Genomic DNA, 20,260 nt, shown 5'->3' with positions numbered 1-20,260 from the left:
CCGTGGCGACCTATACCGTGCACGAGCCCCCTGTTTCCGACTCCGATCGCGTTGACCGCGCCGTCGAGCTTGCGTTCGTGAAGGACGGTTTTTCCTGGCTGACGGCGATCTTTCCGCCGCTCGGCTTTCTTGCCCACGGTCTGTGGCTCATGGCGATCGCGTATCTGGCGGGCGTCGGCCTTCTCAGTTACGTTTTGGCGGCGTTGAAAGTCGATCCGGGCTGGATCAGCCTGATCGTTTTCATGATCAATATCTATCTCGGCTTCGAGATTTCGACCTTGCGGCGCTGGATGCTTGATCAAAAGGGCTGGCAAATGCTCGGCGTCGTCAACGGACGCTCGATCGCCGAGTGCGAACGGCGCTTCTTCGAGAGCTGGCTGCCGGGGCAACCGGTCATTCAAAGCGATACGCCGAGCGGCCCGGCGGCCCGCTCGGGCGGCAGCCGCTTTTGGCCTTTCGGCGCGGGGGCTTGAGGCTCTAAGCCCTGATGCAGAACGTCGTCATTATCGATTACGGGTCGGGAAATCTTCATTCGGCCGCGAAAGCCTTCGAGAGCGCGGCTCGCGGCAGCTCCAATCCGTCGAAAATCATCGTCAGTCCGCGCCCCGAGGACGTGCTCGCGGCGGATCGCATCGTACTGCCGGGCGTCGGCGCCTACGGCGACTGCAAGGCCGGTCTCGAACGCGTTCCGGGGCTCATCCTGGCGCTCGAGGAAGCCGTCCGGCAAAAGGGCCGGCCGTTTCTCGGCATTTGCGTCGGCATGCAGCTCTTGAGCGAGCGCGGCCTTGAGTTCGTCGAAACGCCGGGGCTCGGCTGGATCAAGGGCGAGGTGCGGGCCATCGAGCCCAAGGATCCGGCGCTCAAAATCCCGCACATGGGCTGGAATACGCTCAACGTCGTCAGCCCTCACGCGCTGCTCGACGGCATTCGAACTGGACCCGACGGCTGGCACGCCTACTTCGTGCATTCCTTTGCGATGGTGCCTGAAGAGCGCCGCGTCGTCGTCGCCGAGACGGACTACGGCGGCGCGATTACGGCGCTTGTCGCGGACGGCAACATCGCCGGCACGCAATTTCACCCTGAGAAGAGCCAGAAGCTCGGCCTCAAGCTGATTGCGAATTTTCTCGGCTGGAAGCCGTAACTACCTCCGTCATGCCGACAAAGGCCGGCACCCAGCCAAATTTCAGAGCGTTTGGGGTGTAGTGCGCGGCCGATTGCAGCTCGCGCGCTTCATCTTGCTGAGGCTTGCCTGGATCCCTTCGCCGGGATGACGGAATAGGGCGATCGTCGTTCCTTCTCCCCTGGGGAGAAGGTGGCCGAAGGCCGGATGAGGGGCTTGGTTGCCGAACGAGGAAGTCCCTCACCTGCCGATCTCGCCGAAGGCGAGCCTCCGGCTCGACGGGCATCCTCTCCCGTTCCGGGAGAGGAAAGGCGTTCGTACGTGTTTGGCGCGGCCTCCGCTGCGCTTCGGCCGGAACGACGATCAGGGATGGGTGTGAGCGCAATTCCGCAGTCAGCGGGCGATCGTGCCGACGGCGGACTGGAGCGCATTCCAGACGCTCCGCGGCATGTGCCAGGATCCGTCCGGTTCGTCGTCTTCGAGGCGGCCCTGCAGCCAGTTCAGCCGGTCTGTCGCGGCGCGATCGGCGCGGCCGAGTTCATGCACGCCAAGCTCGTCCGGATGATCGAATAGAATCGCGAGGCGCCGCTTGATCTGATCGGCTCCGAGCCAGGTCCGGATGTACCAGACGCCGTTGCCGGCGGGGGCGTATTCGGTCGCGATGTAGGGGAGCGAGAACGTCACCGTCCAGGTGTCCTGGTCGGCGGTTTTCGGCGCGTGATGGAGCAGGAAGGTTTTCATGGGGGAGCATTCCGGTGCGGGGGGCTGGCGGAAACGCAGGAACGCAACTGATTACAGATTGAGTACGGGCCGTAAGACGTGCAGGGCAGTTAGATAAGGGAGCCGGGGATCACGACCTGCGAGGGAGCATAGAGCGCATGATCCCCGGGCTTCCAGCATCGGTCCTTGGACGGGACGAGCCCCGTTTGGGAACGGCGAGGGGGGAGAAGGCCCGCCCCGCCCAAAGACCGGAATTCGTTCGTTCGCGTGCCGATCAACCAGCCTTGGCGAACGGCAGCTCGGGTTCCATCGGTTCGGCAGCGGCGATCGCCGGCAGCGGGAACGCGATGATGTTGCCATCGGGTGCGAGGTCGAGGCCCGGGCGGCGCTGACGGAACCAGCGAAGCGACGTGTTGGTCATCACCGCATCACGCTTCGTCGCCTGGATCAGAAGACCGTCCTCCTCGGAGAGAAGCTCGCGAAGCTCGGTCTCGAGCTCGAATTCTTCGCGTTCCGACGTCACGTACCAAGTGTTGGAGAGCGGGCGCGCCCACTTGTCGCCAAGGCCCATGATCACCTGCGCAAGGACGTGCTGATTGCGGTTCGGTTGGGCGAGATCATAAGAGATGAGGTAGGTGCGCATGGGGGCTCTCCTGGTGCTGTGGGGAGGGTCTAACACGCTACTCTGACCCGGGGAGGCGCCTCTTTTAGGGCGCCCGTGAACATAGACAGAACATGCCACGACTCACGGGCTTTGTCCAGCGTTTGTTCCAAAAATGTTCTTGCGAAGTACTTAATGTTGTTGCAAGGGCAACACGATGATTCTGGTGTAAAATCGGGCGTATTTTCTACGGACGCATCTGAGTTTGTCCGCATCTCGCACAATGTAAAAAAGGGCCGACGCTGGAACGCCGGCCCCGTGAATGTTCTTCAGCGGACGACAGCGAGCTTAGAAGTGGACGGCCAGTCCGAACTTGACGCTATCGGCGTCAAGGCTTTGCCGGTTGTGGAATTTATCGCCGACGGCGGTGCCGTCGTCGACTTGGCCAACAGGCGCTGTCGTAAACTTCTCTTGAGAGCCGCCCTGATCGCCGAATTGAAAATGCAAATATTCGGCCTTGATGGAGATCGTCGGTGTGATGAAATGCTCGATGCCGCCGCCGACTACCCAGCCTGTGAAAGTGTCGGTTCCGGTCGGCCGGTAATAGGTCTTTGTCGTCGCTTGCTCGGCCTCGCCGTCATAAAACGCGAAGCCGCCTTTGCCGTAGATGAGCGTCGCGGGCGCCACGAGCACGCCGAGGCGGCCGGTGATATCGCCATAGAGGCCACCATCCAGTGTCAGATTCTGATGATACTTGGGATCCGACGACGGGATGGTCGTGCCGCCGGACAGATCCATGTAGCCGAGATCACCTTCAACACCGACAACAAGCCGATCGAGTTGCCAGTTGTAGCCCGCCGTACCGCCTCCAAAAGCTCCCGAAGGTGAGTACGTAAACGGACCCGGAGAAACGCCACCGTCGATATCCTTCACGGCGACGTCGCCCCAAACTGCACCAACGTGGGCACCGGCGTAAAAGCCGGACCAGTTGTAACCTTCAACGATTGCTGGGCCATCTTTGAGACTTCCGCGATACTCATCAGCGGAAGCCGGTTGAACACCACATAGAACTGCGGACACGCATGCCGCTACGCCGGCTAAATTACGCAACATATCTACCCCACTAAACGCAAAAACCGAGCGGCAGAGTATTAATGCTCCGTATACGAAGCTATTTATGAATGAAATTCAGTAGGCGGATGTTTCTGGCCTGTGTCCGCGGTACAACGCGGGTCTAAAATCGGCGAATGTGGTTAAGGATCGCGGTCTAAGCGGCTGAATTCTTTGGCGCCGTGCCACAAGTTTAGGGGAAGAACGATCAACTGATCGGGATGCGGGCGAGGCGAATTCGCCGTTGGGGGCGAAGTCGAAATGAGCTTCGAGGCCGGGAACGGAACGAAGCGATAGGGCTCGGGCTGCAAGCGTTTTTGAAAATCGGCGCCGGTTGAAAAATCTCTCAAGACAGTGACGGCCAAGTCGCATATTCGGCTAGCTCGTCGAGATAAGCTCTTACAGATACAAAACGTGGATGTGCCATGACGGATATACGGGCTGGCTCGCCGGAGTTATATATCGTAAGCGGCTTTTTCACGCCCAACTACCGGCCTCTAGCCGAGTCATTTTCGGCAAATCTTTCGGCTTACGATATTCCCCATCACCTCTATTCGATCGAATCGAAAGACTGGCACGGCGCCACTCTCGTAAAGCCGGCTTGCGTCGCGTGGGCCCGTCGCGACTACCCCGATGCCACCATCATAAGCATGGACGTCGATTGCCGGGTTCGAGGTCCGATCGCAGCTGCAGCAGCCATCACCGCGGATGTCGGGATCACTTTCAGCGGGCGCGTCAGGGAACGGCGTCCGCTTCTCTATCCCTCTACGCGGGTAACCGTTTGGCGCTCAACGGACAACGCAGCGAAACTGCTTGGTAAATGGGATGCGCTCTGCAAAACCAGCAAAGTCCGCAATGACGAAATCCTTTTGATGCAAGCAATCTTGGATACGCATGGCATCGCAATCGCAAAGCTTTTCTGGATTTATTGCGGCTACGAGGCTTCGGATGCTGGGAAGGATGCCGTCATTGTCCATGAAAGCGCGCACGCCAAGGTGCTGCCGAAGCAACGGTTGAAAAAGGCGTTTCGCGCAATGCGTCATCGCATTTTCGCGCAGATTACGGGAAAGGCCTACCAAGACTGGAAATATGGCCCGTGTCCTTGACGTCAATCTCCTCCGCCGCCCTGTACGTTGTCCTGCGCTAGCGCAGACATGTCTTCGGCCGGTCATGCACCGGCGTTAGGACCTTCCCTGTCAGATCAAGCGGGAGGTCAGCCTATGGACGATAATGTCTCGGAACTCGATCAGCTGCAGACCGCGTATAAGGCTGCTGTCGAGGAATGGATCGCGGCGATTAAGCGCGAGGAGGCGCTGGCGTCAGTCAACCATACGGTCGCGGAAGTCGATAAGTGGGAAGGCGCCCACTTCGTCGAGGACGAGGTCCGCAGCAAGGTGAAGGCCGCGAAGAAGGACTATGAGGACGCCCTGCGGCGGAAGTTCTTTGATTTCTGATCGGGTTTATTTCTGATTGGGTTTGGGGCGCGACGCATCGCTACCCGTCGGAAAACAAGCTTAGCTGGCCCGGATGCGGGGCCGTCGGTATGCGCCGATGCGGCCCCGGATCAAAGCGCGGTTCGAGCCCTGGGAAGCGGCTCTGAAACTCTTCGAGCGCCCGCTTGCGGCTGCCGGGAAAGCGCGTCTCTTCCCAAATTTCGTAAAGCCGCCGCGGATCGCAGGCATAGCGCCGCTGAAGGTCCACGGGGCGGATCCGAAGCCAACGCGCGATCCAGATGTCGACGGCGTCGTCCTCGGTCAGGGGGCGACGTGCGACGTTCGGTGGTGGCTCGTTAAGGAACGCAATGGCCATGAAAATGCTACGCTTTTGAAACTCGGACATGCGACCTGCTTGACGCCGGACGCGATCCGCGATTGATCGCACGGGAAAAATAGAATCCCAAGATAGCAATCTGATGGCCACGATGGACCTTCTCCCCGGGGAAGAAGGTGGCCGAAGGCCGGATGAGGGGCCGTTACCCGACTTGCAGTCCCTCACCTGCCCATCTCGCCGAAGGCAAGCCTCCGGCTCGACGGGCATCCTCTCCCGGAACGGGAGAGGAAAAGGAAACGTGATGCCGAAAGGACCGAATTGATCCTCTTTCCTGCAATTGACCTCAAGGACGGCCAGTGCGTCCGGCTGAAGCTCGGCGAAATGGACGCCGCGACCGTGTTCAACGACGATCCGGCGGCGCAGGCGGCCAGTTTTGAACGCCAGGGCTTCAAGTACCTGCATATCGTCGATCTGAACGGCGCGTTTGCAGGCAAGCCCGTGAACGGCGCAGCGGTCGAAGCGATTTTGAAGGCGATCCGCATTCCGGCGCAGCTCGGTGGCGGGATCCGCGATTTGGCGACGATCGAGGCGTGGCTTCAGAAGGGCATCCGCCGGGTTATCCTCGGCACCGTTGCGGTTCGCGATCCGGCGCTCGTTCGGGACGCCGCGAAGCGCTTTCCGGGGCAGGTCGCCGTCGGTATTGACGCCAAGGGCGGCAAAGTCGCGGTCGAGGGCTGGGCGGAGACCTCTGAGCTGACGGCTGCCGATCTCGCGCAGCGGTTCGAGGATGCGGGCGTCGCCTCGATCATCTATACGGACATCGAGCGCGACGGCGTTCTGAAGGGCCTCAATCTGCCTGCGACAGCGGCGCTCGCAAAGGCGACGCGTATTCCGGTGATCGCGTCCGGCGGCCTCGCTTCGATCGCCGACGTCAGAGAGCTGATCAAGCCCGAATATCGCCTGCTGGAAGGCGCGATCACGGGACGTGCACTGTATGATGGCCGTCTCGATCCCAAAGAGGCGCTCGAACTTCTGGAGACGGCATGAAGATAGGTGACAAGGTTCGCGTTATCAGAGCGCCTGCTGACCTGCCGAAGGACAACAAGCAGCTCATAACGCTTTTCCGCGGCTGCGTCGGCAAGACCTTTCCGATCGTCAAGTTCGACGACGGCTTGGTGGAACTGCACGTCGGCGAGGCTTTCGGAAAGCCCGCCGAATATCACCAGATCTGGCTCGAGCCGAGCCACGTCTCGCTGGTCGAAGGCTGATACTCTTGAATTTGATGGACCAATCCTCGCTCGCCGGAGCCGAGCTGCCGCCCGAGATTGCGCGGCGGCGCACGTTCGCGATCATTTCGCATCCTGACGCCGGTAAGACGACGCTGACGGAAAAGCTTCTTCTGTTCGGGGGAGCGATCCAGATGGCGGGCGCCGTCAAGGCGCGCGGCGAGCGCCGTCGCACGCGTTCCGACTGGATGCAGATCGAGCAGCAGCGCGGCATCTCGGTCACGTCGTCGGTCATGACGTTCGAGCGGAACGGCATCGTCTACAATCTGCTCGATACGCCGGGCCACTCCGACTTCAGCGAAGATACGTACCGGACGCTGTCGGCCGTCGACGCCGCCGTCATGGTGATGGACGCGGCCAAGGGCATTGAAAGTCAGACGCGGAAGCTTTTCGAAGTTTGTCGGCTGCGCGACATTCCGATCATCACGTTCATCAACAAGATCGACCGCGAGGCGGAAGATCCGCTGACGCTGCTCGATCAGATCGCGTCCGACCTGGCGCTCGATCTCGTGCCGATGGGTTGGCCGGTCGGTATGGGTTCGGATTTCCGCGGTGTCCTCGATCTCGTCGGCAACAAGATCCTGCTGCCGGAGAGCGCGGAACGCGGCGCACAGTACGGACATGCGCAGGCGCTCGACACGTTCGAGGGATTGCGCCGGATCGAAGGTATCGACGAGCGCATAGCGGAGCGGACCATCGAGGGTGTGGAGCTGGCGCAAGGTGTGCTGCCGCAGTTCGATCTCGCGGCTTTCCGCGAGGGTCATCTGTCGCCTGTCTTTTTTGGCAGTGCGCTGAAGAATTTCGGCGTCGAACAGTTGCTCGATGCGCTGGGGCAGTGGGCGCCGGGGCCATTGCCGCGCGCGGCAACGCAGCGTACGGTGGAGCCAGGCGAAGATCAGGTGACGGGCTTCGTCTTCAAAGTGCAGGCGAATATGGACCCGAACCATCGGGATCGCATGGCGTTCGTGCGGCTTTGCTCAGGGCGTTTCAAGCGCGGAATGAAGCTCATTCACGTCCGCGAAAACAAGGCGATGACGGTGTCGTCGCCGACGTTCTTCTTCGGACAGGGCCGCGAGACGGCGGATGAAGCGTGGGCTGGCGACATCATCGGCGTGCCGAACCACGGAACGCTTCGCGTCGGTGATACCCTGTCGGAGAAAGAGGCCCTGAAGTTCACGGGCATTCCGAATTTCGCGCCGGAGCTTTTGCGCCGGGTCGTCATCCAGGATGCGATGAAGGCGAAGCAGCTGAACCGTGCGCTCGACGATCTGGCGGAAGAAGGCATCGTGCAGGTGTTCACGCCGATTGCCGGCGGCAGGCAGATTCTGGGTGTCGTCGGGCAGCTGCAGTTCGAGGTGCTGCAGTCGCGCGTGGCCGCCGAATACGGGGTGCCGGTGACGCTGGAGCAGCCACCTTACGAATTGGCGCGCTGGATTTCGGCCGATGATCCCGCGAAGCTGCAGAAGTTCGTCGATGGGCACCGGGGTGAGCTTGCGACGGATCGTGATGGGGCGCTGGTGTTCCTCGCCGAAAGCCCGTGGATGCTGAAGTACAAGAGCGAGAAGTTTCCCGACGTGAAATTCGCCGCACTCAGGGAACGCGGCGCCTAGTCCCTTCTCCCTTGGGGAGAAGGTGGCCGAAGGCCGGATGAGGGGCTTGGTTGCCGAACGAAGAAGTCCCTCACCTGCCCATCTCGCCGAAGGCGAGCCTCCGGCTCACCCTTCAAAAGCGAGCCTCCGGCTCGACGGGCATCCTCTCCCGTTCCGGGAGAGGAAAGGCAGCGAGCATCTCGAAGTGATCTTCCGTTCGGTAGGATACCGTGTCTCTCGTCACCCCGACGCAGGTCGGGGTCCAGTCAACTCGAAAATCGGGTTGCTGATGTTTGTCTGGATCCCGGCCTTCGCCGGGATGACGGTTTAAGGGAGATCCGGGTGCAGTCTTCAGGCACCCGATCTTACATCACATGGAAATATTCGGCTCGCGGCGCTTCGGAGCGGCGAAGCGCGTTTCGACGGTTGAAAGCCAGTCGGTCAGGGCTTTTTCCAGGGCATCGGTCTGTGCCGTTGCCTTGCTGTGCTGAATCTCGGTCACCGTGCCTTCGGCGTCGAGCGAGCCCCTGATGGCGTCGTGCTGATCGATGAAGTTCGTCAGGGCGTCGGTTTGGTCGCCGATGATGCCATGGGTTTCGAGCTGGGTCCGCGCCTGGGCAATGCGATCTTGCACCGCGTCGAGCCGGGCGCGAAGGTTCTTGGGGGCGAATTCGTCGACCATAAATGTCCGTTCCTTGAAAGCTTGCGCACAAGAGCGCGTGACAGATTAACCGCCGAGGTCACTCTGAAGTTCCGTCTGGTTCGGTTAAAATTCTCGACGTCTTCTTGGGCTCCGTGATACTTGCCGGGCCTGACATCAGAAAGCTGACTTTGCAAACATGCTGAAAATCCGCATCATTCCCTGCCTCGACGTCAAGGATGGACGGGTCGTCAAGGGCGTCAACTTCGTCGATCTCGTCGATGCCGGAGATCCGGTCGAGGTTGCAGCTGCCTATGATGCCGCGGGCGCCGACGAGCTTTGCTTTCTCGACATCACGGCGAGCCACGAGAACCGCGACACCATTTTTGACGTCGTCGAGCGTACGGCCAACCGGTGCTTCATGCCGCTGACGGTCGGCGGGGGTGTGCGGACGGTTGAAGATATACGCAAGCTGCTCGAAGCGGGCGCCGACAAGGTTTCGATCAACACGGCGGCCGTCACCAATCGCGCCTTCGTCAAGGAAGCGAGCGAGAAATTCGGTGCGCAGTGCATCGTCGTCGCGATTGACGCGAAGAAGGTTTCAGCCGACGGCGAGCCGCTGCGCTGGGAGATCTTCACGCACGGCGGACGGAAGCCGACTGGGCTCGATGCGATCGCTTATGCGCGAGAAGTTGCGGAACTCGGCGCAGGCGAAATTCTTCTCACGTCCATGGATCGCGACGGTACCAAAGCCGGCTTCGACGTGGCTTTGACGCGGGCCATTTCCGACGCCGTGACAATTCCCGTCATCGCGTCCGGCGGCGTCGGCACGCTGCAGCATTTGGTCGACGGCGTTCAGAATGGGCATGCCAGCGCGGTGCTTGCCGCGTCGATCTTTCATTTCGGCACGTACTCGATTCCCGAAGCGAAGGAATACATGGCGAAAGCCGGCCTCGCGATGCGGCTTGATAAGTAAGCGTCTCTTTTCTCGCCAAGTGTAGGGACAGCTTTCCTCTCCCGGAACGGGAGAGGATGCCCGAACGGGCAGGTGAGGGACTTGCCGAGCCAAGCATGAATGGACAACGATGAGGTGAGACCCCTCATCCGCCCCTTTGGGGCACCTTCTCCCTTTGGGAGAAGGAAGCTTCGATCGGCCGCCGGCAATCAGGGCGCTGGCGTCTTGTCGGGGTAGAGGCAGAGGTCGTTGATGATGCAGCGCCAGCATTCGGGTTTGCGCGCTTTGCACACGTAGCGGCCGTGCAGGATCAGCCAATGGTGCGCGTGCATCATAAATTCTGCCGGGACGACGCGCAGCAGATCTTCTTCGACGGCAAGCGGTGTCGTTCCGTGCGAGAGACCGATGCGATTGGCGACGCGAAAGACGTGCGTATCGACGGCCATTGTCGGCTGCCCAAACGCGATGTTCATGACGACGTTCGCGGTCTTTCGGCCGACGCCCGGCAACGATTCGAGCGCGTCGCGATCGGGCGGAACATGCCCGTCAAAATCATCGACAAGGCGTTGCGATAGCCCGATGACGTTCTTCGCCTTGGCCCGATATAGGCCGATCGTCTTTATGTAATCGCGGAGCTTTTCTTCGCCGAGTTCGAGTATCTTCTCTGGGGTGTCGGCAACCTTGAAAAGCGCTCGCGTCGCCTTGTTGACGCCGGCGTCGGTCGCCTGCGCGGATAGGACGACGGCGACAAGCAGCGTAAACGGATTAATGTGCTCGAGTTCGCCCTTAGGTTCCGGGCTTGCCGCCTGAAAACGCTGGAAAACCTCGTGGATTTGCGCCTTGTCGAGCAGCTTCGGCTGTCGCTTCGGTTTCTGGGCCTTGCTTGCGGCGACGGCACGCGGTTTTCCGGCCTTGCCTTTTGCGGCGGAACTTCGGATCTTCGGCGCGACTATGTTCGAGGACGCTTTAGCCATGAGGGCTCCGGTTCGTTGACGCGCAGCGGACTTGGGAAGAGGTTATGCGAGTGTCCCGCGACAGGGGCCCCTCGATTGGGGGCGACGAGAAATGATCGGCAATCGGTCCGAAAAGCAAGTCTCGAACGCGGCGGAGAACGCCGCGCAGTTTGTGCTTCATCCGCACAGATCGCTGCCGCCGAGCGGCTTCGTGATCTTGATGTCGCTGATCAGCCTCGTCAGCTTCGTCATCGGCATGGTCTTCTTCCTCATGGGAGCCTGGCCGGTTTTCGGATTTTTCGGCGTCGACGTGGCGCTGATCTACTGGGCGTTCAAGCTCAACTATCGTTCGGGCCGGATTTACGAAACGGTGTCGCTATCGCCGGAGCTTCTGAAGCTGACGCGCGTGCATCCGTCGGGCAAGCGGGAAGAGTTCGATTTCAACCCCTATTGGACGAGGGTTCGCTGCACAGTCGATCAGCCGGATGGGCGGACGTCCTTGCGTCTCGCAGCGCAAGGCAAGGAAGTTCTGTTCGGACAATTCCTGACGGACGATGAGCGCCGCGATTTTGCCGATGCATTGACGGGCGCCCTCGTCACCACACGCGGCTCGAAGTTTTAAGCAGGCAATCTCAGAAGCCGTAGCTCAGCCCCGAGCGAACGGACTGAATGTTGATATCCGCCGCCCGGTGAAAATAATACGAACCTTCCCCATCGGTGAGGAGGGAATTCACGCTGCCGAGATCGACGTATTGGTATTCAACGCGGGCGCTCCAATTGTTTGTCAGCGCGTATTCGTATCCGCCACCGACTGTCCAGCCCGTCAGATTATCGCTCTGCGCCCAGCCGTAAGTCTCGTCCTTCTTCACGTAATTGCTATACGCGAAACCACCTGTCGCGTAGAGTAGCGAGCTATCAAAGGCATAGCCCAGACGGGCGCGGATGGTGCCGACGTAGTTGATCTCAATCGCATTGACCAAGCCAGCGGTTTGGCTGTCGTCACCTTTGAGCGAGGTCGCGCCAATGTCGATCTCGGCGCCGATTACTAGTTTTCCGAACTGCCTGAGATAGCCTGCATGGGCGCCGCCTATCGCATTGGCGTAAGAAATGTCTCCGTCGGGCTGCCAATCCGTATATCCGGCGCCGGGTGAGCGCCAAGCGTTGCCGGTTTCACCCCAGGCATAGCCGACATTGGCGCCGATATAAGGTCCGCTCCAATCGCGGGCGCCGCTATTGTCGGCGAATGCATTGCCGATGGCAGCAGAAAAAAATAGAGCCGAAGCCGCTAAGATGCGCATGACGTCCCCCTGAAATTCAATTGCAGGACGCAGCACGGCAGCAATCGCGTGAATGAAGGGATTGTTCCGGATGCGGGTTAACGAACGCCTAAGGCCGGAACATTTGTTCCACCTACGTGAAAATCATTCTGATGCCCGCCGCCAGAAGAAGGCCGGCGAGAATCAAGCGCAATGATTTCGGCGACAGGACTTGGATGCCGAGGCCGGACCCGAGCAGCCCGCCTATGGCGACCGCCAGCATCCACCAGGGCAGCGGTCCCGGCATTGCGGGTATCACCGTCCAGATTGCGGCGAGCGCAGCGGCTGAGTTCAAGAGATTGAAGACGGCGGAAACACCGGCCGCCTGTCGCGTGCCGATCCAGCCGAAAGCGAGTACGAGCGGGCTAAGAAATATGCCACCTCCGACTCCCGTCATGCCCGAGACGTATCCGACGACCGCTCCCACCAGGAGCGACGGCCCGAATGGCGGCGTGTCGGAGGCAGTACGATCGATCTCGGCGGCGCGTGTAGCCGAACGGAGCATCAAAGCGCTCGCGGCGATCAGCAATATTCCAACGACGGGCTGATAGAAGCGGTGCGGCAAGTCGCTGAGGCCGCCGAGGACCGAGAACGGCGCGCCCAGGATTGCGAAGGGATAGAAGCTTCGCCACGTCAGCAGGCCTGCGCGCGCAAATCTCGCGCATCCAATGGCGGCGACGATGATGTTCAGCGCGAGGGCGGTTGGCTTGATGGCCTCGGGGCCGTAGCCTGCGAGGCCCATGATCGCGATGTAACCGGTGCCGCCCGCCTGTCCCACGGATGCATAGAGGGCGGCGACAATCGCGAAAACGATGGGAAGCAGCGCATGCTCGAAGGAGAGGGCCATGCGCCTTGGTGGCCGCTAGTCGTTCAGCATCGTCAAAGCGGCGCGGCGGTCGCCCGGCTTCAGCCGCAGGAACTGCGTGCGCGCGGCTTTGATGTCTTTTTCGGAACCCGTCTCGGACGCGGCCTTCAAGGCTTTTGTCGCGGCGTGGTCGGCGCCAACAAGGAAAGACAGCGCGCCGGCCAGGCGGCCCATCACGGCGGCATCGAACTTGAAGTCGTCATCGCCCATGGGAACGAATTATCCTATTGGAACCGGCCGCCGCGCTGCAGGACTTCGATCTTGTAGCCGTCGGGATCGTCGATGAAGAAGAACTTGCCGAACGGCTTGCCGTCGTAGGTCATCGTCTTGATGTCCTTGGGCTGATAGCCCGCCGCGGCGATCCTGACGCGTGTCGCCTCGAGGTCGTCGACGACGAAGGCGACGTGACCATAGCCGTTGCCGAGCTCATAGGGCTCGGTACGGCCCTTGTTGACGGTCAACTCCACCTCGAAGTCGTTTTCGGGGTTCTTCATGTAGGTGAGTGAAAAGTCCGGCCACTCCTTGCGATCGGAGATCTTGAGGTCGAAACAGGTCTCATAGAATTTCACCGAGCGGGCTTCATCGAGCACGCGGATCATCATGTGGATCGCTTTGGCCATCTCGGTTTTTTTTCCTCGGTTCAGAGCCAGGGGCGCGACGAAGCGGTGGACGATTCGAAGGATGTGATCTGCTTACCCTTCTCGAGCGTCAGGCCGATGTTGTCGAGGCCGTTGAGCAAGCAATGCTTACGGAACGGATCGATCTCGAACTTGATGACGCCGCCATCGGGCCCGCGAATTTCCTGGCTTTCGAGATCGACAGTGAGCGTCGCGTTGGCGCCGCGGTTCGCGTCGTCCATCAGCTTGTCGACTTCGCTCTGTGGCACCTTGATCGGCAGGATGCCGTTCTGGAAGCAGTTGTTATAGAAAATGTCGGCGAAGTCCGGGGCGATGACGCAGCGGATGCCAAAATCCAAGAGTGCCCACGGCGCGTGCTCGCGCGATGAACCGCAGCCGAAGTTGTCGCCGGTCACGAGGATCGTCGCGGCGCGGTACTGCGGCTTGTTCAGGACGAAATCCGGGATCTCTTTGCCCGTCGCGGGATCGTAGCGCATTTCGTAGAACAGCGACTTGCCGAGACCCGTGCGCTTGATCGTTTTCAGAAACTGCTTCGGGATGATCATGTCGGTATCGACGTTGCGGATTGGCAGAGGGGCTGCGACGCCGGTCAGTACCGTGAATTTGTCCATGCTTCGGTCTCCTGATCAGGCGCGCAACGTGTCCGCAAGCGCCCGGAAATAGCCTTCGGCCGAGGCGAGGCGCCGGGCGTGGCGGAAGGCGCCGAACTCCCGGATAGCGGCCTCGAGATCGAAGGGCTGCAAATGTTCCAGGCGTCGTTTAACGCCAGCCCGCTTGCGCCCGTCAAGATGATCTTCGAGCGTCGCGACAATCGTTTCGACATATCCCGAAATGCGGCCGAGCTCACGGGTGGCGGAGAGGAGGGCCAGGCGGTCCTTTGGGCAGTTCTCCAATGTCGCGAGATTTGCTGCGGCCCGGGCGAGCGTCGCGGCCACCTCTTCGGCATAAAGCGCGACTTTCTCGCGTCTCAGAACGTCGAGCCGGGCGGCCAGGGACAGCCAACGGTTAACGGTCTTGGCAAGCTCAGAAAGTCGCTCCGCGTAGTCGGCAAACCGCATTCCAGATCCTCAACGCCGTCGGATCTGCGATTTTAGGTGCGGCTGAGAGCGCGGGGATAAGTTTTTGCTGTTTGGGCTATCGCGTGCACACGCTTAGCGGATGTTTGGGTCTTCGTAGCATTTGCGCATGTATTCGCAGCGGTACGAGCCCGAGAAATGCATGCTGTCGCCCTTCGCGGGGCTGATGAACGTGCAGATTTCTTCGAGACCTTCGGGCTTTAGCCATCCCTGGCGGCGGCCACGCTGAACGGCGAAGCAATCGGCGGTTTCCTCGTCGGGGCCGCGGAACTGGTGGCCGCACTCGTGGGCGTAGATCCATTGCTTGACCGGTGTCGAGACACGGTCGAGCAATTTGGGATTCATGATCAGAAAGCCTGGGTAGGCGGCGCCATAATCATCGAGCTTGTTGTCGATGACGGTCGGCCGCTGGCCGCAGTATTGCTGGCGGCCGTCGAGCTTGAACTCGCCGGGCGCCACGAGGTGGCTATCTCCGCCGACGGTCGAAATATATTGCTCGGGAGTCGGGATGCCGTCGCGAATGGGCGTGGTCGTGTCCTGTGCGTCCGCAACCGGCGCCAGCGCCAGTGTCGAACCCACGATAAGGCCCAAGACGAATCTCGTAGTGAATCGTCGAACTCTCATTCGCCCATGCTTTCAGAAATGCCCCGCATGCCCGCTCGGCCTGCCCCTACAACATGGCCCGAAATTCCGCGAGGCTCAAGTTACGCCGTCTTGTGACATAATGGAGTTAAGTTGATATGACCTGCAGTGTGACTTCCGGCCACGTTTCAACCGGAGGTCTGCTGCTCGATGTGCTCCATATCCTCGTCGGAGAAGCCGAAATGGTGGCCGATCTCGTGGATCAGCACGTGGGCGACGAGATGACCGAGTTCCTCGTCGCTCGCGGCCCATTCGTCGAGAATGGCGCGCCGATAGAGAAAGACCATGTCCGGTTCGCGGGTTTCAGCGGTTGCGCCCTGCCGGTCGAGGCTTACGCCCGCGTAAAGGCCGGTCAACTCGAACGGATCTTCGATATCCAGATCGTCGAGGACATCATCTGGCGCCAAGTCCTCGATGCGAATGACGACGTCTCCGGCCATCGTGCGGAATTCGGACGGCAGCGTCTCCCAGGCCGCCTGAGCCATGGCTTCGAAATCGGCAAGCGTCGGCGGCGTTGCGTGGGTCCAATCGGTCGGCATGCGCTCACTCCGGAAAGTTGAGTGCAGGAGATAGGTCGGGTCGCGGCAAATAGGAAGGCTCTTCGGCTCAATCCCTTTTTTCCGCGACGAGCAGCAGTTCCTGGAGCGTGAAATGAAGCGCGCCTTGCGCATCGAGCCGGGGCTTCAGGAACGATCTCAGGGCCGCGTTACCGCCGCTTAAAATGTCCTTCAGCTCGGCAACGACCTCGGGCGTGCAGCGCATGCGGGCGACCCATGGATCGAAGGCGAGTTCTTTTTCAATCTGTTCCTCAGCCACAATCGCCAATCCGGCGTTGCGCAGGAGATCGAGCCAATATTCCGGCGGCGGCGCGAACCCGTGACTCGGATCGCGCAATTTCTCAAAGGCATTATAGGCGGAGATCGCATCGTCGATGTCGTCGCCGGTTGCGCTCGGCAGCCTTTCTTGATCGGGCGCCACGTTGTCGACGAGGGCAAAGCGTCCGCCATTCTTCAGGACGCGGCGAACCTCGGTGACGAAGTTTTCGAGGCTCGGAAAGTGGTGCGCCGCGAGGCGGCAGCAGACGAGGTCGAAGCTGTCGTCCGGAAACGGCAACGCGCCGGCCGATGCGGGCGCCGTCGACATGTTGGCTAGCCCGCGCGATGCTGCAAGCTTCGCAGCTTCCTTCAGCATTTCATCGGTGATGTCGCTCGCGATGATGCTTGCGACGTGGGGTGCGAAGACGGCGGCGGTGTGCCCGGCACCTGTCGCTACATCGAGCGCTACCCAAGTCTTTTGCGGTGCCACAAGCTCGACGATGCGCGCCAGGCTCTCGCCTTTTGCATGCACCTCGGAAGACGCGTAGTCGGCCGCTGCAGGACCGAATTTGGAGCGGATGACCGCGTTCAATTCCTCAGTCACGGTGGCACCTCTGCATCAGTGTTGAAAAAACGTTTTGTGTCTGGAGGGTAACTAAGCAATGTTAATGCAACAAAAGAACATTTGCCGCATCGGACCCGCGGTAAAGCACTCATATCTCTGCCCCACCTCACGTTCGCCTGCCTCCACACCGAAGTCATTCCGAGAATTCCTGCATGTCGATACCGCTGTCGTTTCGTCCCCGGCAAGATTCGCTGCCGCCTGAGGAAGGATCTTGGCATGGCGATGCGCAGACGTTCGAACTCAGAGTGCTCACGAAAGAAAGCGATACTGGCGAGGCTACTGCGCTTCGGCTCCGCGCCTATCAGGCGATCGGCTACGATGTCTCGAGCGACAACGGCAAATACACGGATCGGTTCGATTCTCTTGCAACGACGGTGCTGCTCGGCGCCTACGATCAGGGCCGTCTGGTCGGAAGCGTTCGCCTTTGCTTCAACCATCCGTGGCAGACGATTTCGTCGTTGCCATGCGGGCCCTACTATCCCGCGCTGAAAGAGATCAAAAGCAAAGTCGATGGCGCGCTCGTCGAAGTCTCGCGCCTCTCCATCGAGCCGGGGATCAACAACACATCGTACCGGACGACGCTCTACGCCTTCCTCGTGCGAGCAGCGCTGACCGCTGCGCAGGCAGCAGAAGTTTCGATGCTGCTGATCGCGACGCGGCCAGAGTGGGTGAAGTTCTACAAATACATGCTCGGCTTTCAGCCGATCGGCGAACCGGCCTTCTACCCGCCGGGCGATTTCAAGATCACGTTGCTGGGCGGCAGCCTGAAGCTGGCCGAGAAGCGGCAGAAGCTGCAAAATCGCTTCTTCAAGATCTCGCCGGAAGAGGTTTCCAGCATGCGCATCGCTATTCAGCCGGCGCTTGCCGCTGCCGCCGTTTCCGAAGGCGACAGCAAGGTTGCCGCGCAGGCTTAATTCGCCGAGCGCAATCGATCGCGTAAACAGTCCGCGGTCGTGAAGGCAGGCCGTCAGGCCTGCCAGTTTCTCACATCGACGAAGTGGCCTTCGAGCGCCGCCGCGGCCGCCATGATCGGCGAGACCAAGTGCGTGCGGCCCTTGTAGCCCTGACGGCCTTCGAAGTTACGATTCGAGGTCGAGGCGCAGCGCTGGCCCGGCTTCAGCTGGTCGGGGTTCATGCCGAGGCACATCGAGCAGCCCGGCTCACGCCATTCGAAACCGGCTTCTTTGAAGATCTTGTCGAGGCCCTCGGCTTCCGCCTGCTCTTTGACGAGGCCCGAGCCCGGAACGATCATCGCGTAGGCGAGGCGTGAGGAGATCTTCCTGCCGTCGACGACCTTGGCAACGGCGCGCAAGTCTTCGATGCGGCCGTTCGTGCAGCTTCCGATCCACACGACGTCGAGCGGAATGTCGGTCATCTTCGTGCCGGGCGTCAGGCCCATGTATTCGAGTGCACGCTGCATCGATGCGCGCTTGTTCTCGTCATGCACGTCGGCGGGATTGGGAACGGAGCTCGCGACGGACGTCACGTCCTCGGGGCTCGTGCCCCAGGAGACGATCGGAGGCAGCTTCGCGGCATCGAGGCGAACCTCGCGGTCGAAACGGGCGCCTTCATCCGTGTGCAGCGTTTCCCAGTATTTCATCGCCAAGTCCCAGGCTTCGCCTTTCGGCGCCTTGGGGCGATCCTTGAGGAACGCGAAGGTCTTCTCGTCGGGTGCGATCATACCGGCGCGGGCGCCGCCTTCGATCGACATGTTGCAGACCGTCATGCGGCCTTCCATCGACAGCGAGCGGATCGCTTCGCCGGCGTATTCGATGACGGAGCCGGTGCCGCCCGCCGTGCCGATTTCGCCGATGATCGCCAAGGTGATGTCCTTGGCGCCGACGCCGTGTGGCGCGATGCCGTCGACCGTCACCAGCATGTTCTTGGCCTTCTTCTGGATCAGCGTTTGCGTCGCCAGAACGTGCTCTACTTCGGAGGTGCCGATGCCGTGGGCCAGCGCGCCGAATGCGCCATGCGTCGAGGTGTGGCTATCGCCGCAGACGATCGTCGTACCCGGGAGGGTGAAGCCCTGCTCGGGACCGACGACGTGGACGATCCCCTGGCGCTTATCGAGCTCGTTGAAGTACTGGATGCCGAAGTCGCGGGCGTTCGCCGCCAGCGTCTCGACCTGGACGCGGCTCTGTTCGTCGGCGATGCCTTTGGTGCGGTCGGTGGTCGGGACGTTATGATCGACGACGGCGAGGGTTTTATCCGGGGCGCGGACTTTGCGTCCGGCCATGCGCAGCCCTTCGAAAGCCTGCGGGCTCGTGACCTCGTGGACGAGGTGGCGGTCGATATAGAGGAGGCTCGTTCCGTCCGGCGACTGTTCAACTACGTGATCGTCGAAGATTTTATCGTACAGCGTTTTTGCCATGACTTCGTTGAGCCTTTGGAACGGCGGATGAGGATGAGCTTTGTTGGAGCATGATCTTATCGGAAAACCGGTATCCACTTTTCCGGATCATGCTCTAGATAGCGTCTCGTTCCCATTTGCGCAAATCAGCGCTGGTCGCAGCCGCCATAAGGGGAAAACGGCACGTTTTCGAGCTGGCCACCGGGCTTCGGCGGCCTATCGGCGTTCGTTTCAATTGTTCCGATTTTTCGAGATCTTCGAGATCAGGAAGTCGCGGAGCAGCTGCACCTTTTTCGAGGATTTCAGCTCTTCCGGGTAGGCGAAGACCATATTCAGCGATGGCTGCTCGATATCCGTCAGCACGGGAACGAGATCGGTCTGCTCTTCGGTCAGATAGTCCGGGATCATGCCGACGCCGATGCCGGCGCGGATGGCATATTTGATCGCCACGACGCTGTTGACCCGGAGGGCGGCTTCCCGCATCCCCGCACCGTTGCGGCCGGCGGTCTCGATCCACGACATGGCGTCGAGATGCTGCGCCGACGGCCCCGTGTAGCCGATGATGCGGTGCTGATCGAGGTCGGCCAGGCTCTTCGGCGCGCCGTACTTGCGGACGTATTGCGCAGATGCGAAGGCGCGAACGTGACTTTCGAACAGCGGGCGGCGGATGAGGTCCGCCTGTTCCGGTTCGCGCGTCCAGATTGCGGCATCGGCGGCGCGCATGCCGATATCAACCTGATCGTCGTTGAGGATCAGTTCGACGCGAATTTCGGGGTAGAGTTCGCCGAACTCGCGGAGCCGAGGCGTCAGCCAGATGGTGCCGAAGCCGATCGGCGCCGTGATCCTGAGATCGCCCGACGGTTTGGTCGTTGAATCGGAGAGCAGCGTTTCGGCCGTCTGCAGCTTGGCAAAGACTTCCGCGACCGTCCGGTTCAGAAGCTCGCCCTGCTCCGTCAGGACGAGACCGCGGGCATGGCGATGGAACAGCGTGACACGAAGATTGGCTTCCAGCGCCGAGATCTGGCGGCTGACGGCCGATTGGCTCATGTGAAGCTGCTCACCGGCATGCGTGAAGCTGCCAGCCTCCGCGGCCGCATGGAAGATGCGAAGCTTATCCCAATCCATTTTCGGAGACCTGCACGTGCAGTTGCTGGGTCATTGCATTTAGCTATGCGCTGGACGCAAT

27 protein-coding genes are annotated in these 20,260 nt (G+C 60.8%); 11 read left to right on the top strand and 16 right to left on the bottom strand.

The annotated features are described in order from the left end of the window. Positions 1–2: 2 nt before the first annotated feature. Together AB4Z24_RS11600 and hisH are read left to right on the top strand one after the other, a co-directional pair. Positions 3–473, top strand: a complete 471-nt coding sequence (locus AB4Z24_RS11600) for a DUF2628 domain-containing protein (RefSeq protein ID WP_441708323.1) — start codon at positions 3–5, stop codon at positions 471–473. 14 nt (positions 474–487) lie between these two features. Beyond that, positions 488–1,141, top strand: a complete 654-nt coding sequence (gene hisH / locus AB4Z24_RS11595) for an imidazole glycerol phosphate synthase subunit HisH (RefSeq protein WP_441708322.1) — start codon at positions 488–490, stop codon at positions 1,139–1,141. A 372-nt stretch (positions 1,142–1,513) separates the two neighbouring features. Here the strand turns inward: hisH and AB4Z24_RS11590 are convergent, their stop codons facing one another. From AB4Z24_RS11590 to AB4Z24_RS11580, 3 genes are all read right to left on the bottom strand, one after another. Beyond that, complete coding sequence (locus tag AB4Z24_RS11590; RefSeq protein WP_441708321.1) at positions 1,514–1,861, bottom strand: hypothetical protein; 348 nt, start codon at positions 1,859–1,861, stop codon at positions 1,514–1,516. A 253-nt stretch (positions 1,862–2,114) separates the two neighbouring features. After that, a complete protein-coding gene (locus AB4Z24_RS11585) occupies positions 2,115–2,483 on the bottom strand; it encodes a hypothetical protein (RefSeq protein WP_441708320.1) in 369 nt (122 codons plus the stop codon). A 306-nt stretch (positions 2,484–2,789) separates the two neighbouring features. Next, positions 2,790–3,521, bottom strand: a complete 732-nt coding sequence (locus tag AB4Z24_RS11580) for an outer membrane protein (RefSeq protein WP_441708319.1) — start codon at positions 3,519–3,521, stop codon at positions 2,790–2,792. Between the two features lie 455 nt (positions 3,522–3,976). On the opposite strand from AB4Z24_RS11580, the gene AB4Z24_RS11575 reads away from it, so the two are divergent. The 6 genes from AB4Z24_RS11575 (at position 3,977) to AB4Z24_RS11550 (ending at position 8,217) form a co-directional block, all read left to right on the top strand. Continuing rightward, complete coding sequence (locus AB4Z24_RS11575) at positions 3,977–4,657, top strand: hypothetical protein (RefSeq protein WP_441708318.1); 681 nt, start codon at positions 3,977–3,979, stop codon at positions 4,655–4,657. A 114-nt stretch (positions 4,658–4,771) separates the two neighbouring features. Next, positions 4,772–5,005 (top strand): hypothetical protein, encoded by a 234-nt coding sequence (locus AB4Z24_RS11570; protein WP_441708317.1) that lies wholly within the window; start codon positions 4,772–4,774, stop codon positions 5,003–5,005. A gap of 97 nt (positions 5,006–5,102) precedes the next feature. Beyond that, entirely contained in the window at positions 5,103–5,426 is a 324-nt protein-coding gene (locus AB4Z24_RS11565; RefSeq protein WP_441708316.1) for a hypothetical protein, read from the top strand. Between the two features lie 213 nt (positions 5,427–5,639). After that, positions 5,640–6,368, top strand: coding sequence for a 1-(5-phosphoribosyl)-5-[(5-phosphoribosylamino)methylideneamino]imidazole-4-carboxamide isomerase (gene hisA, locus AB4Z24_RS11560; RefSeq protein ID WP_441708315.1), 729 nt, complete (start codon positions 5,640–5,642; stop codon positions 6,366–6,368). Further along, on the top strand, positions 6,365–6,589 hold the full coding sequence (locus AB4Z24_RS11555; RefSeq protein ID WP_441708314.1) for a hypothetical protein: 225 nt from the start codon (positions 6,365–6,367) through the stop codon (positions 6,587–6,589). The genes hisA and AB4Z24_RS11555 overlap by 4 nt, the downstream gene beginning before the upstream one ends. Positions 6,590–6,603: 14 nt before the next feature. Continuing rightward, entirely contained in the window at positions 6,604–8,217 is a 1,614-nt protein-coding gene (locus AB4Z24_RS11550; RefSeq protein WP_441708791.1) for a peptide chain release factor 3, read from the top strand. A 349-nt stretch (positions 8,218–8,566) separates the two neighbouring features. Here the strand turns inward: AB4Z24_RS11550 and AB4Z24_RS11545 are convergent, their stop codons facing one another. Further along, positions 8,567–8,878 carry a hypothetical protein gene (locus AB4Z24_RS11545; RefSeq protein ID WP_441708313.1) on the bottom strand — a complete coding sequence of 104 codons (312 nt, stop codon included), beginning with the start codon at positions 8,876–8,878 and terminating at the stop codon, positions 8,567–8,569. Between the two features lie 157 nt (positions 8,879–9,035). Here AB4Z24_RS11545 and hisF point away from each other — a divergent pair, with 157 nt between their 5' ends. Then, positions 9,036–9,812: an imidazole glycerol phosphate synthase subunit HisF gene (hisF, locus tag AB4Z24_RS11540; protein ID WP_441708312.1), complete on the top strand. Its 777-nt coding sequence runs from the start codon at positions 9,036–9,038 to the stop codon at positions 9,810–9,812. Positions 9,813–10,000: 188 nt separating this feature from the next. On the opposite strand, the gene nth is transcribed toward hisF, so the two are convergent. Continuing rightward, positions 10,001–10,765 (bottom strand): endonuclease III, encoded by a 765-nt coding sequence (gene nth, locus AB4Z24_RS11535; protein WP_441708311.1) that lies wholly within the window; start codon positions 10,763–10,765, stop codon positions 10,001–10,003. A 91-nt stretch (positions 10,766–10,856) separates the two neighbouring features. Between nth and AB4Z24_RS11530 the strand changes: the two genes are divergently transcribed. Next, the gene (locus tag AB4Z24_RS11530) at positions 10,857–11,366 is read left to right on the top strand and encodes a DUF2244 domain-containing protein (protein WP_441708310.1); all 510 of its coding nucleotides are present in this window, start codon (positions 10,857–10,859) and stop codon (positions 11,364–11,366) included. A gap of 10 nt (positions 11,367–11,376) precedes the next feature. Here the strand turns inward: AB4Z24_RS11530 and AB4Z24_RS11525 are convergent, their stop codons facing one another. From AB4Z24_RS11525 to AB4Z24_RS11485, 9 genes are all read right to left on the bottom strand, one after another. Continuing rightward, on the bottom strand, positions 11,377–12,042 hold the full coding sequence (locus tag AB4Z24_RS11525; protein WP_441708309.1) for an outer membrane protein: 666 nt from the start codon (positions 12,040–12,042) through the stop codon (positions 11,377–11,379). A gap of 112 nt (positions 12,043–12,154) precedes the next feature. After that, positions 12,155–12,907: a sulfite exporter TauE/SafE family protein gene (locus AB4Z24_RS11520; protein WP_441708308.1), complete on the bottom strand. Its 753-nt coding sequence runs from the start codon at positions 12,905–12,907 to the stop codon at positions 12,155–12,157. Between the two features lie 15 nt (positions 12,908–12,922). Further along, positions 12,923–13,135, bottom strand: coding sequence for a hypothetical protein (locus AB4Z24_RS11515; RefSeq protein ID WP_441708307.1), 213 nt, complete (start codon positions 13,133–13,135; stop codon positions 12,923–12,925). Between the two features lie 14 nt (positions 13,136–13,149). Next, complete coding sequence (locus AB4Z24_RS11510) at positions 13,150–13,545, bottom strand: VOC family protein (protein ID WP_441708306.1); 396 nt, start codon at positions 13,543–13,545, stop codon at positions 13,150–13,152. Between the two features lie 20 nt (positions 13,546–13,565). Beyond that, on the bottom strand, positions 13,566–14,174 hold the full coding sequence (gene leuD / locus AB4Z24_RS11505; protein ID WP_441708305.1) for a 3-isopropylmalate dehydratase small subunit: 609 nt from the start codon (positions 14,172–14,174) through the stop codon (positions 13,566–13,568). A gap of 15 nt (positions 14,175–14,189) precedes the next feature. Continuing rightward, complete coding sequence (locus tag AB4Z24_RS11500) at positions 14,190–14,621, bottom strand: hypothetical protein (protein ID WP_441708304.1); 432 nt, start codon at positions 14,619–14,621, stop codon at positions 14,190–14,192. Between the two features lie 93 nt (positions 14,622–14,714). Further along, on the bottom strand, positions 14,715–15,230 hold the full coding sequence (locus tag AB4Z24_RS11495) for a hypothetical protein (protein WP_441708303.1): 516 nt from the start codon (positions 15,228–15,230) through the stop codon (positions 14,715–14,717). 179 nt (positions 15,231–15,409) lie between these two features. Continuing rightward, positions 15,410–15,820: a metallopeptidase family protein gene (locus AB4Z24_RS11490; protein ID WP_441708302.1), complete on the bottom strand. Its 411-nt coding sequence runs from the start codon at positions 15,818–15,820 to the stop codon at positions 15,410–15,412. Positions 15,821–15,887: 67 nt separating this feature from the next. Next, positions 15,888–16,700, bottom strand: coding sequence for a class I SAM-dependent methyltransferase (locus AB4Z24_RS11485; RefSeq protein WP_441708301.1), 813 nt, complete (start codon positions 16,698–16,700; stop codon positions 15,888–15,890). 173 nt (positions 16,701–16,873) lie between these two features. Here AB4Z24_RS11485 and AB4Z24_RS11480 point away from each other — a divergent pair, with 173 nt between their 5' ends. Beyond that, positions 16,874–17,635, top strand: coding sequence for an N-acyl amino acid synthase FeeM domain-containing protein (locus tag AB4Z24_RS11480; RefSeq protein WP_441708300.1), 762 nt, complete (start codon positions 16,874–16,876; stop codon positions 17,633–17,635). Between the two features lie 53 nt (positions 17,636–17,688). Here the strand turns inward: AB4Z24_RS11480 and leuC are convergent, their stop codons facing one another. Both leuC and AB4Z24_RS11470 read right to left on the bottom strand, forming a co-directional pair. Beyond that, complete coding sequence (leuC, locus tag AB4Z24_RS11475) at positions 17,689–19,095, bottom strand: 3-isopropylmalate dehydratase large subunit (protein WP_441708299.1); 1,407 nt, start codon at positions 19,093–19,095, stop codon at positions 17,689–17,691. Between the two features lie 210 nt (positions 19,096–19,305). Then, a complete protein-coding gene (locus tag AB4Z24_RS11470) occupies positions 19,306–20,199 on the bottom strand; it encodes a LysR family transcriptional regulator (RefSeq protein ID WP_441708298.1) in 894 nt (297 codons plus the stop codon). Between the last annotated feature and the right edge of the window lie 61 nt (positions 20,200–20,260).

Source organism: Hyphomicrobium sp. 2TAF46, assembly GCF_052114865.1.
Taxonomy (GTDB): Bacteria; Pseudomonadota; Alphaproteobacteria; order Rhizobiales; family Hyphomicrobiaceae; genus Hyphomicrobium_B.
This window is presented reverse-complemented; position numbering and strand designations above follow the sequence as displayed.

Coding starts and splice junctions, on each gene's coding strand:
- hisH (WP_441708322.1), top strand. CDS start 488: ATGCAGAACGTCGTCATTATCGATTACGGGTCGGGAAATCTTCATTCG.
- AB4Z24_RS11590 (WP_441708321.1), bottom strand. CDS start 1,861: ATGAAAACCTTCCTGCTCCATCACGCGCCGAAAACCGCCGACCAGGAC.
- AB4Z24_RS11585 (WP_441708320.1), bottom strand. CDS start 2,483: ATGCGCACCTACCTCATCTCTTATGATCTCGCCCAACCGAACCGCAAT.
- AB4Z24_RS11575 (WP_441708318.1), top strand. CDS start 3,977: ATGACGGATATACGGGCTGGCTCGCCGGAGTTATATATCGTAAGCGGC.
- AB4Z24_RS11570 (WP_441708317.1), top strand. CDS start 4,772: ATGGACGATAATGTCTCGGAACTCGATCAGCTGCAGACCGCGTATAAG.
- AB4Z24_RS11565 (WP_441708316.1), top strand. CDS start 5,103: ATGCGGCCCCGGATCAAAGCGCGGTTCGAGCCCTGGGAAGCGGCTCTG.
- AB4Z24_RS11555 (WP_441708314.1), top strand. CDS start 6,365: ATGAAGATAGGTGACAAGGTTCGCGTTATCAGAGCGCCTGCTGACCTG.
- AB4Z24_RS11550 (WP_441708791.1), top strand. CDS start 6,604: ATGGACCAATCCTCGCTCGCCGGAGCCGAGCTGCCGCCCGAGATTGCG.
- AB4Z24_RS11545 (WP_441708313.1), bottom strand. CDS start 8,878: ATGGTCGACGAATTCGCCCCCAAGAACCTTCGCGCCCGGCTCGACGCG.
- hisF (WP_441708312.1), top strand. CDS start 9,036: ATGCTGAAAATCCGCATCATTCCCTGCCTCGACGTCAAGGATGGACGG.
- nth (WP_441708311.1), bottom strand. CDS start 10,765: ATGGCTAAAGCGTCCTCGAACATAGTCGCGCCGAAGATCCGAAGTTCC.
- AB4Z24_RS11530 (WP_441708310.1), top strand. CDS start 10,857: ATGATCGGCAATCGGTCCGAAAAGCAAGTCTCGAACGCGGCGGAGAAC.
- AB4Z24_RS11525 (WP_441708309.1), bottom strand. CDS start 12,042: ATGCGCATCTTAGCGGCTTCGGCTCTATTTTTTTCTGCTGCCATCGGC.
- AB4Z24_RS11520 (WP_441708308.1), bottom strand. CDS start 12,907: ATGGCCCTCTCCTTCGAGCATGCGCTGCTTCCCATCGTTTTCGCGATT.
- AB4Z24_RS11515 (WP_441708307.1), bottom strand. CDS start 13,135: ATGGGCGATGACGACTTCAAGTTCGATGCCGCCGTGATGGGCCGCCTG.
- AB4Z24_RS11510 (WP_441708306.1), bottom strand. CDS start 13,545: ATGGCCAAAGCGATCCACATGATGATCCGCGTGCTCGATGAAGCCCGC.
- leuD (WP_441708305.1), bottom strand. CDS start 14,174: ATGGACAAATTCACGGTACTGACCGGCGTCGCAGCCCCTCTGCCAATC.
- AB4Z24_RS11500 (WP_441708304.1), bottom strand. CDS start 14,621: ATGCGGTTTGCCGACTACGCGGAGCGACTTTCTGAGCTTGCCAAGACC.
- AB4Z24_RS11490 (WP_441708302.1), bottom strand. CDS start 15,820: ATGCCGACCGATTGGACCCACGCAACGCCGCCGACGCTTGCCGATTTC.
- AB4Z24_RS11480 (WP_441708300.1), top strand. CDS start 16,874: ATGTCGATACCGCTGTCGTTTCGTCCCCGGCAAGATTCGCTGCCGCCT.
- leuC (WP_441708299.1), bottom strand. CDS start 19,095: ATGGCAAAAACGCTGTACGATAAAATCTTCGACGATCACGTAGTTGAA.
- AB4Z24_RS11470 (WP_441708298.1), bottom strand. CDS start 20,199: ATGGATTGGGATAAGCTTCGCATCTTCCATGCGGCCGCGGAGGCTGGC.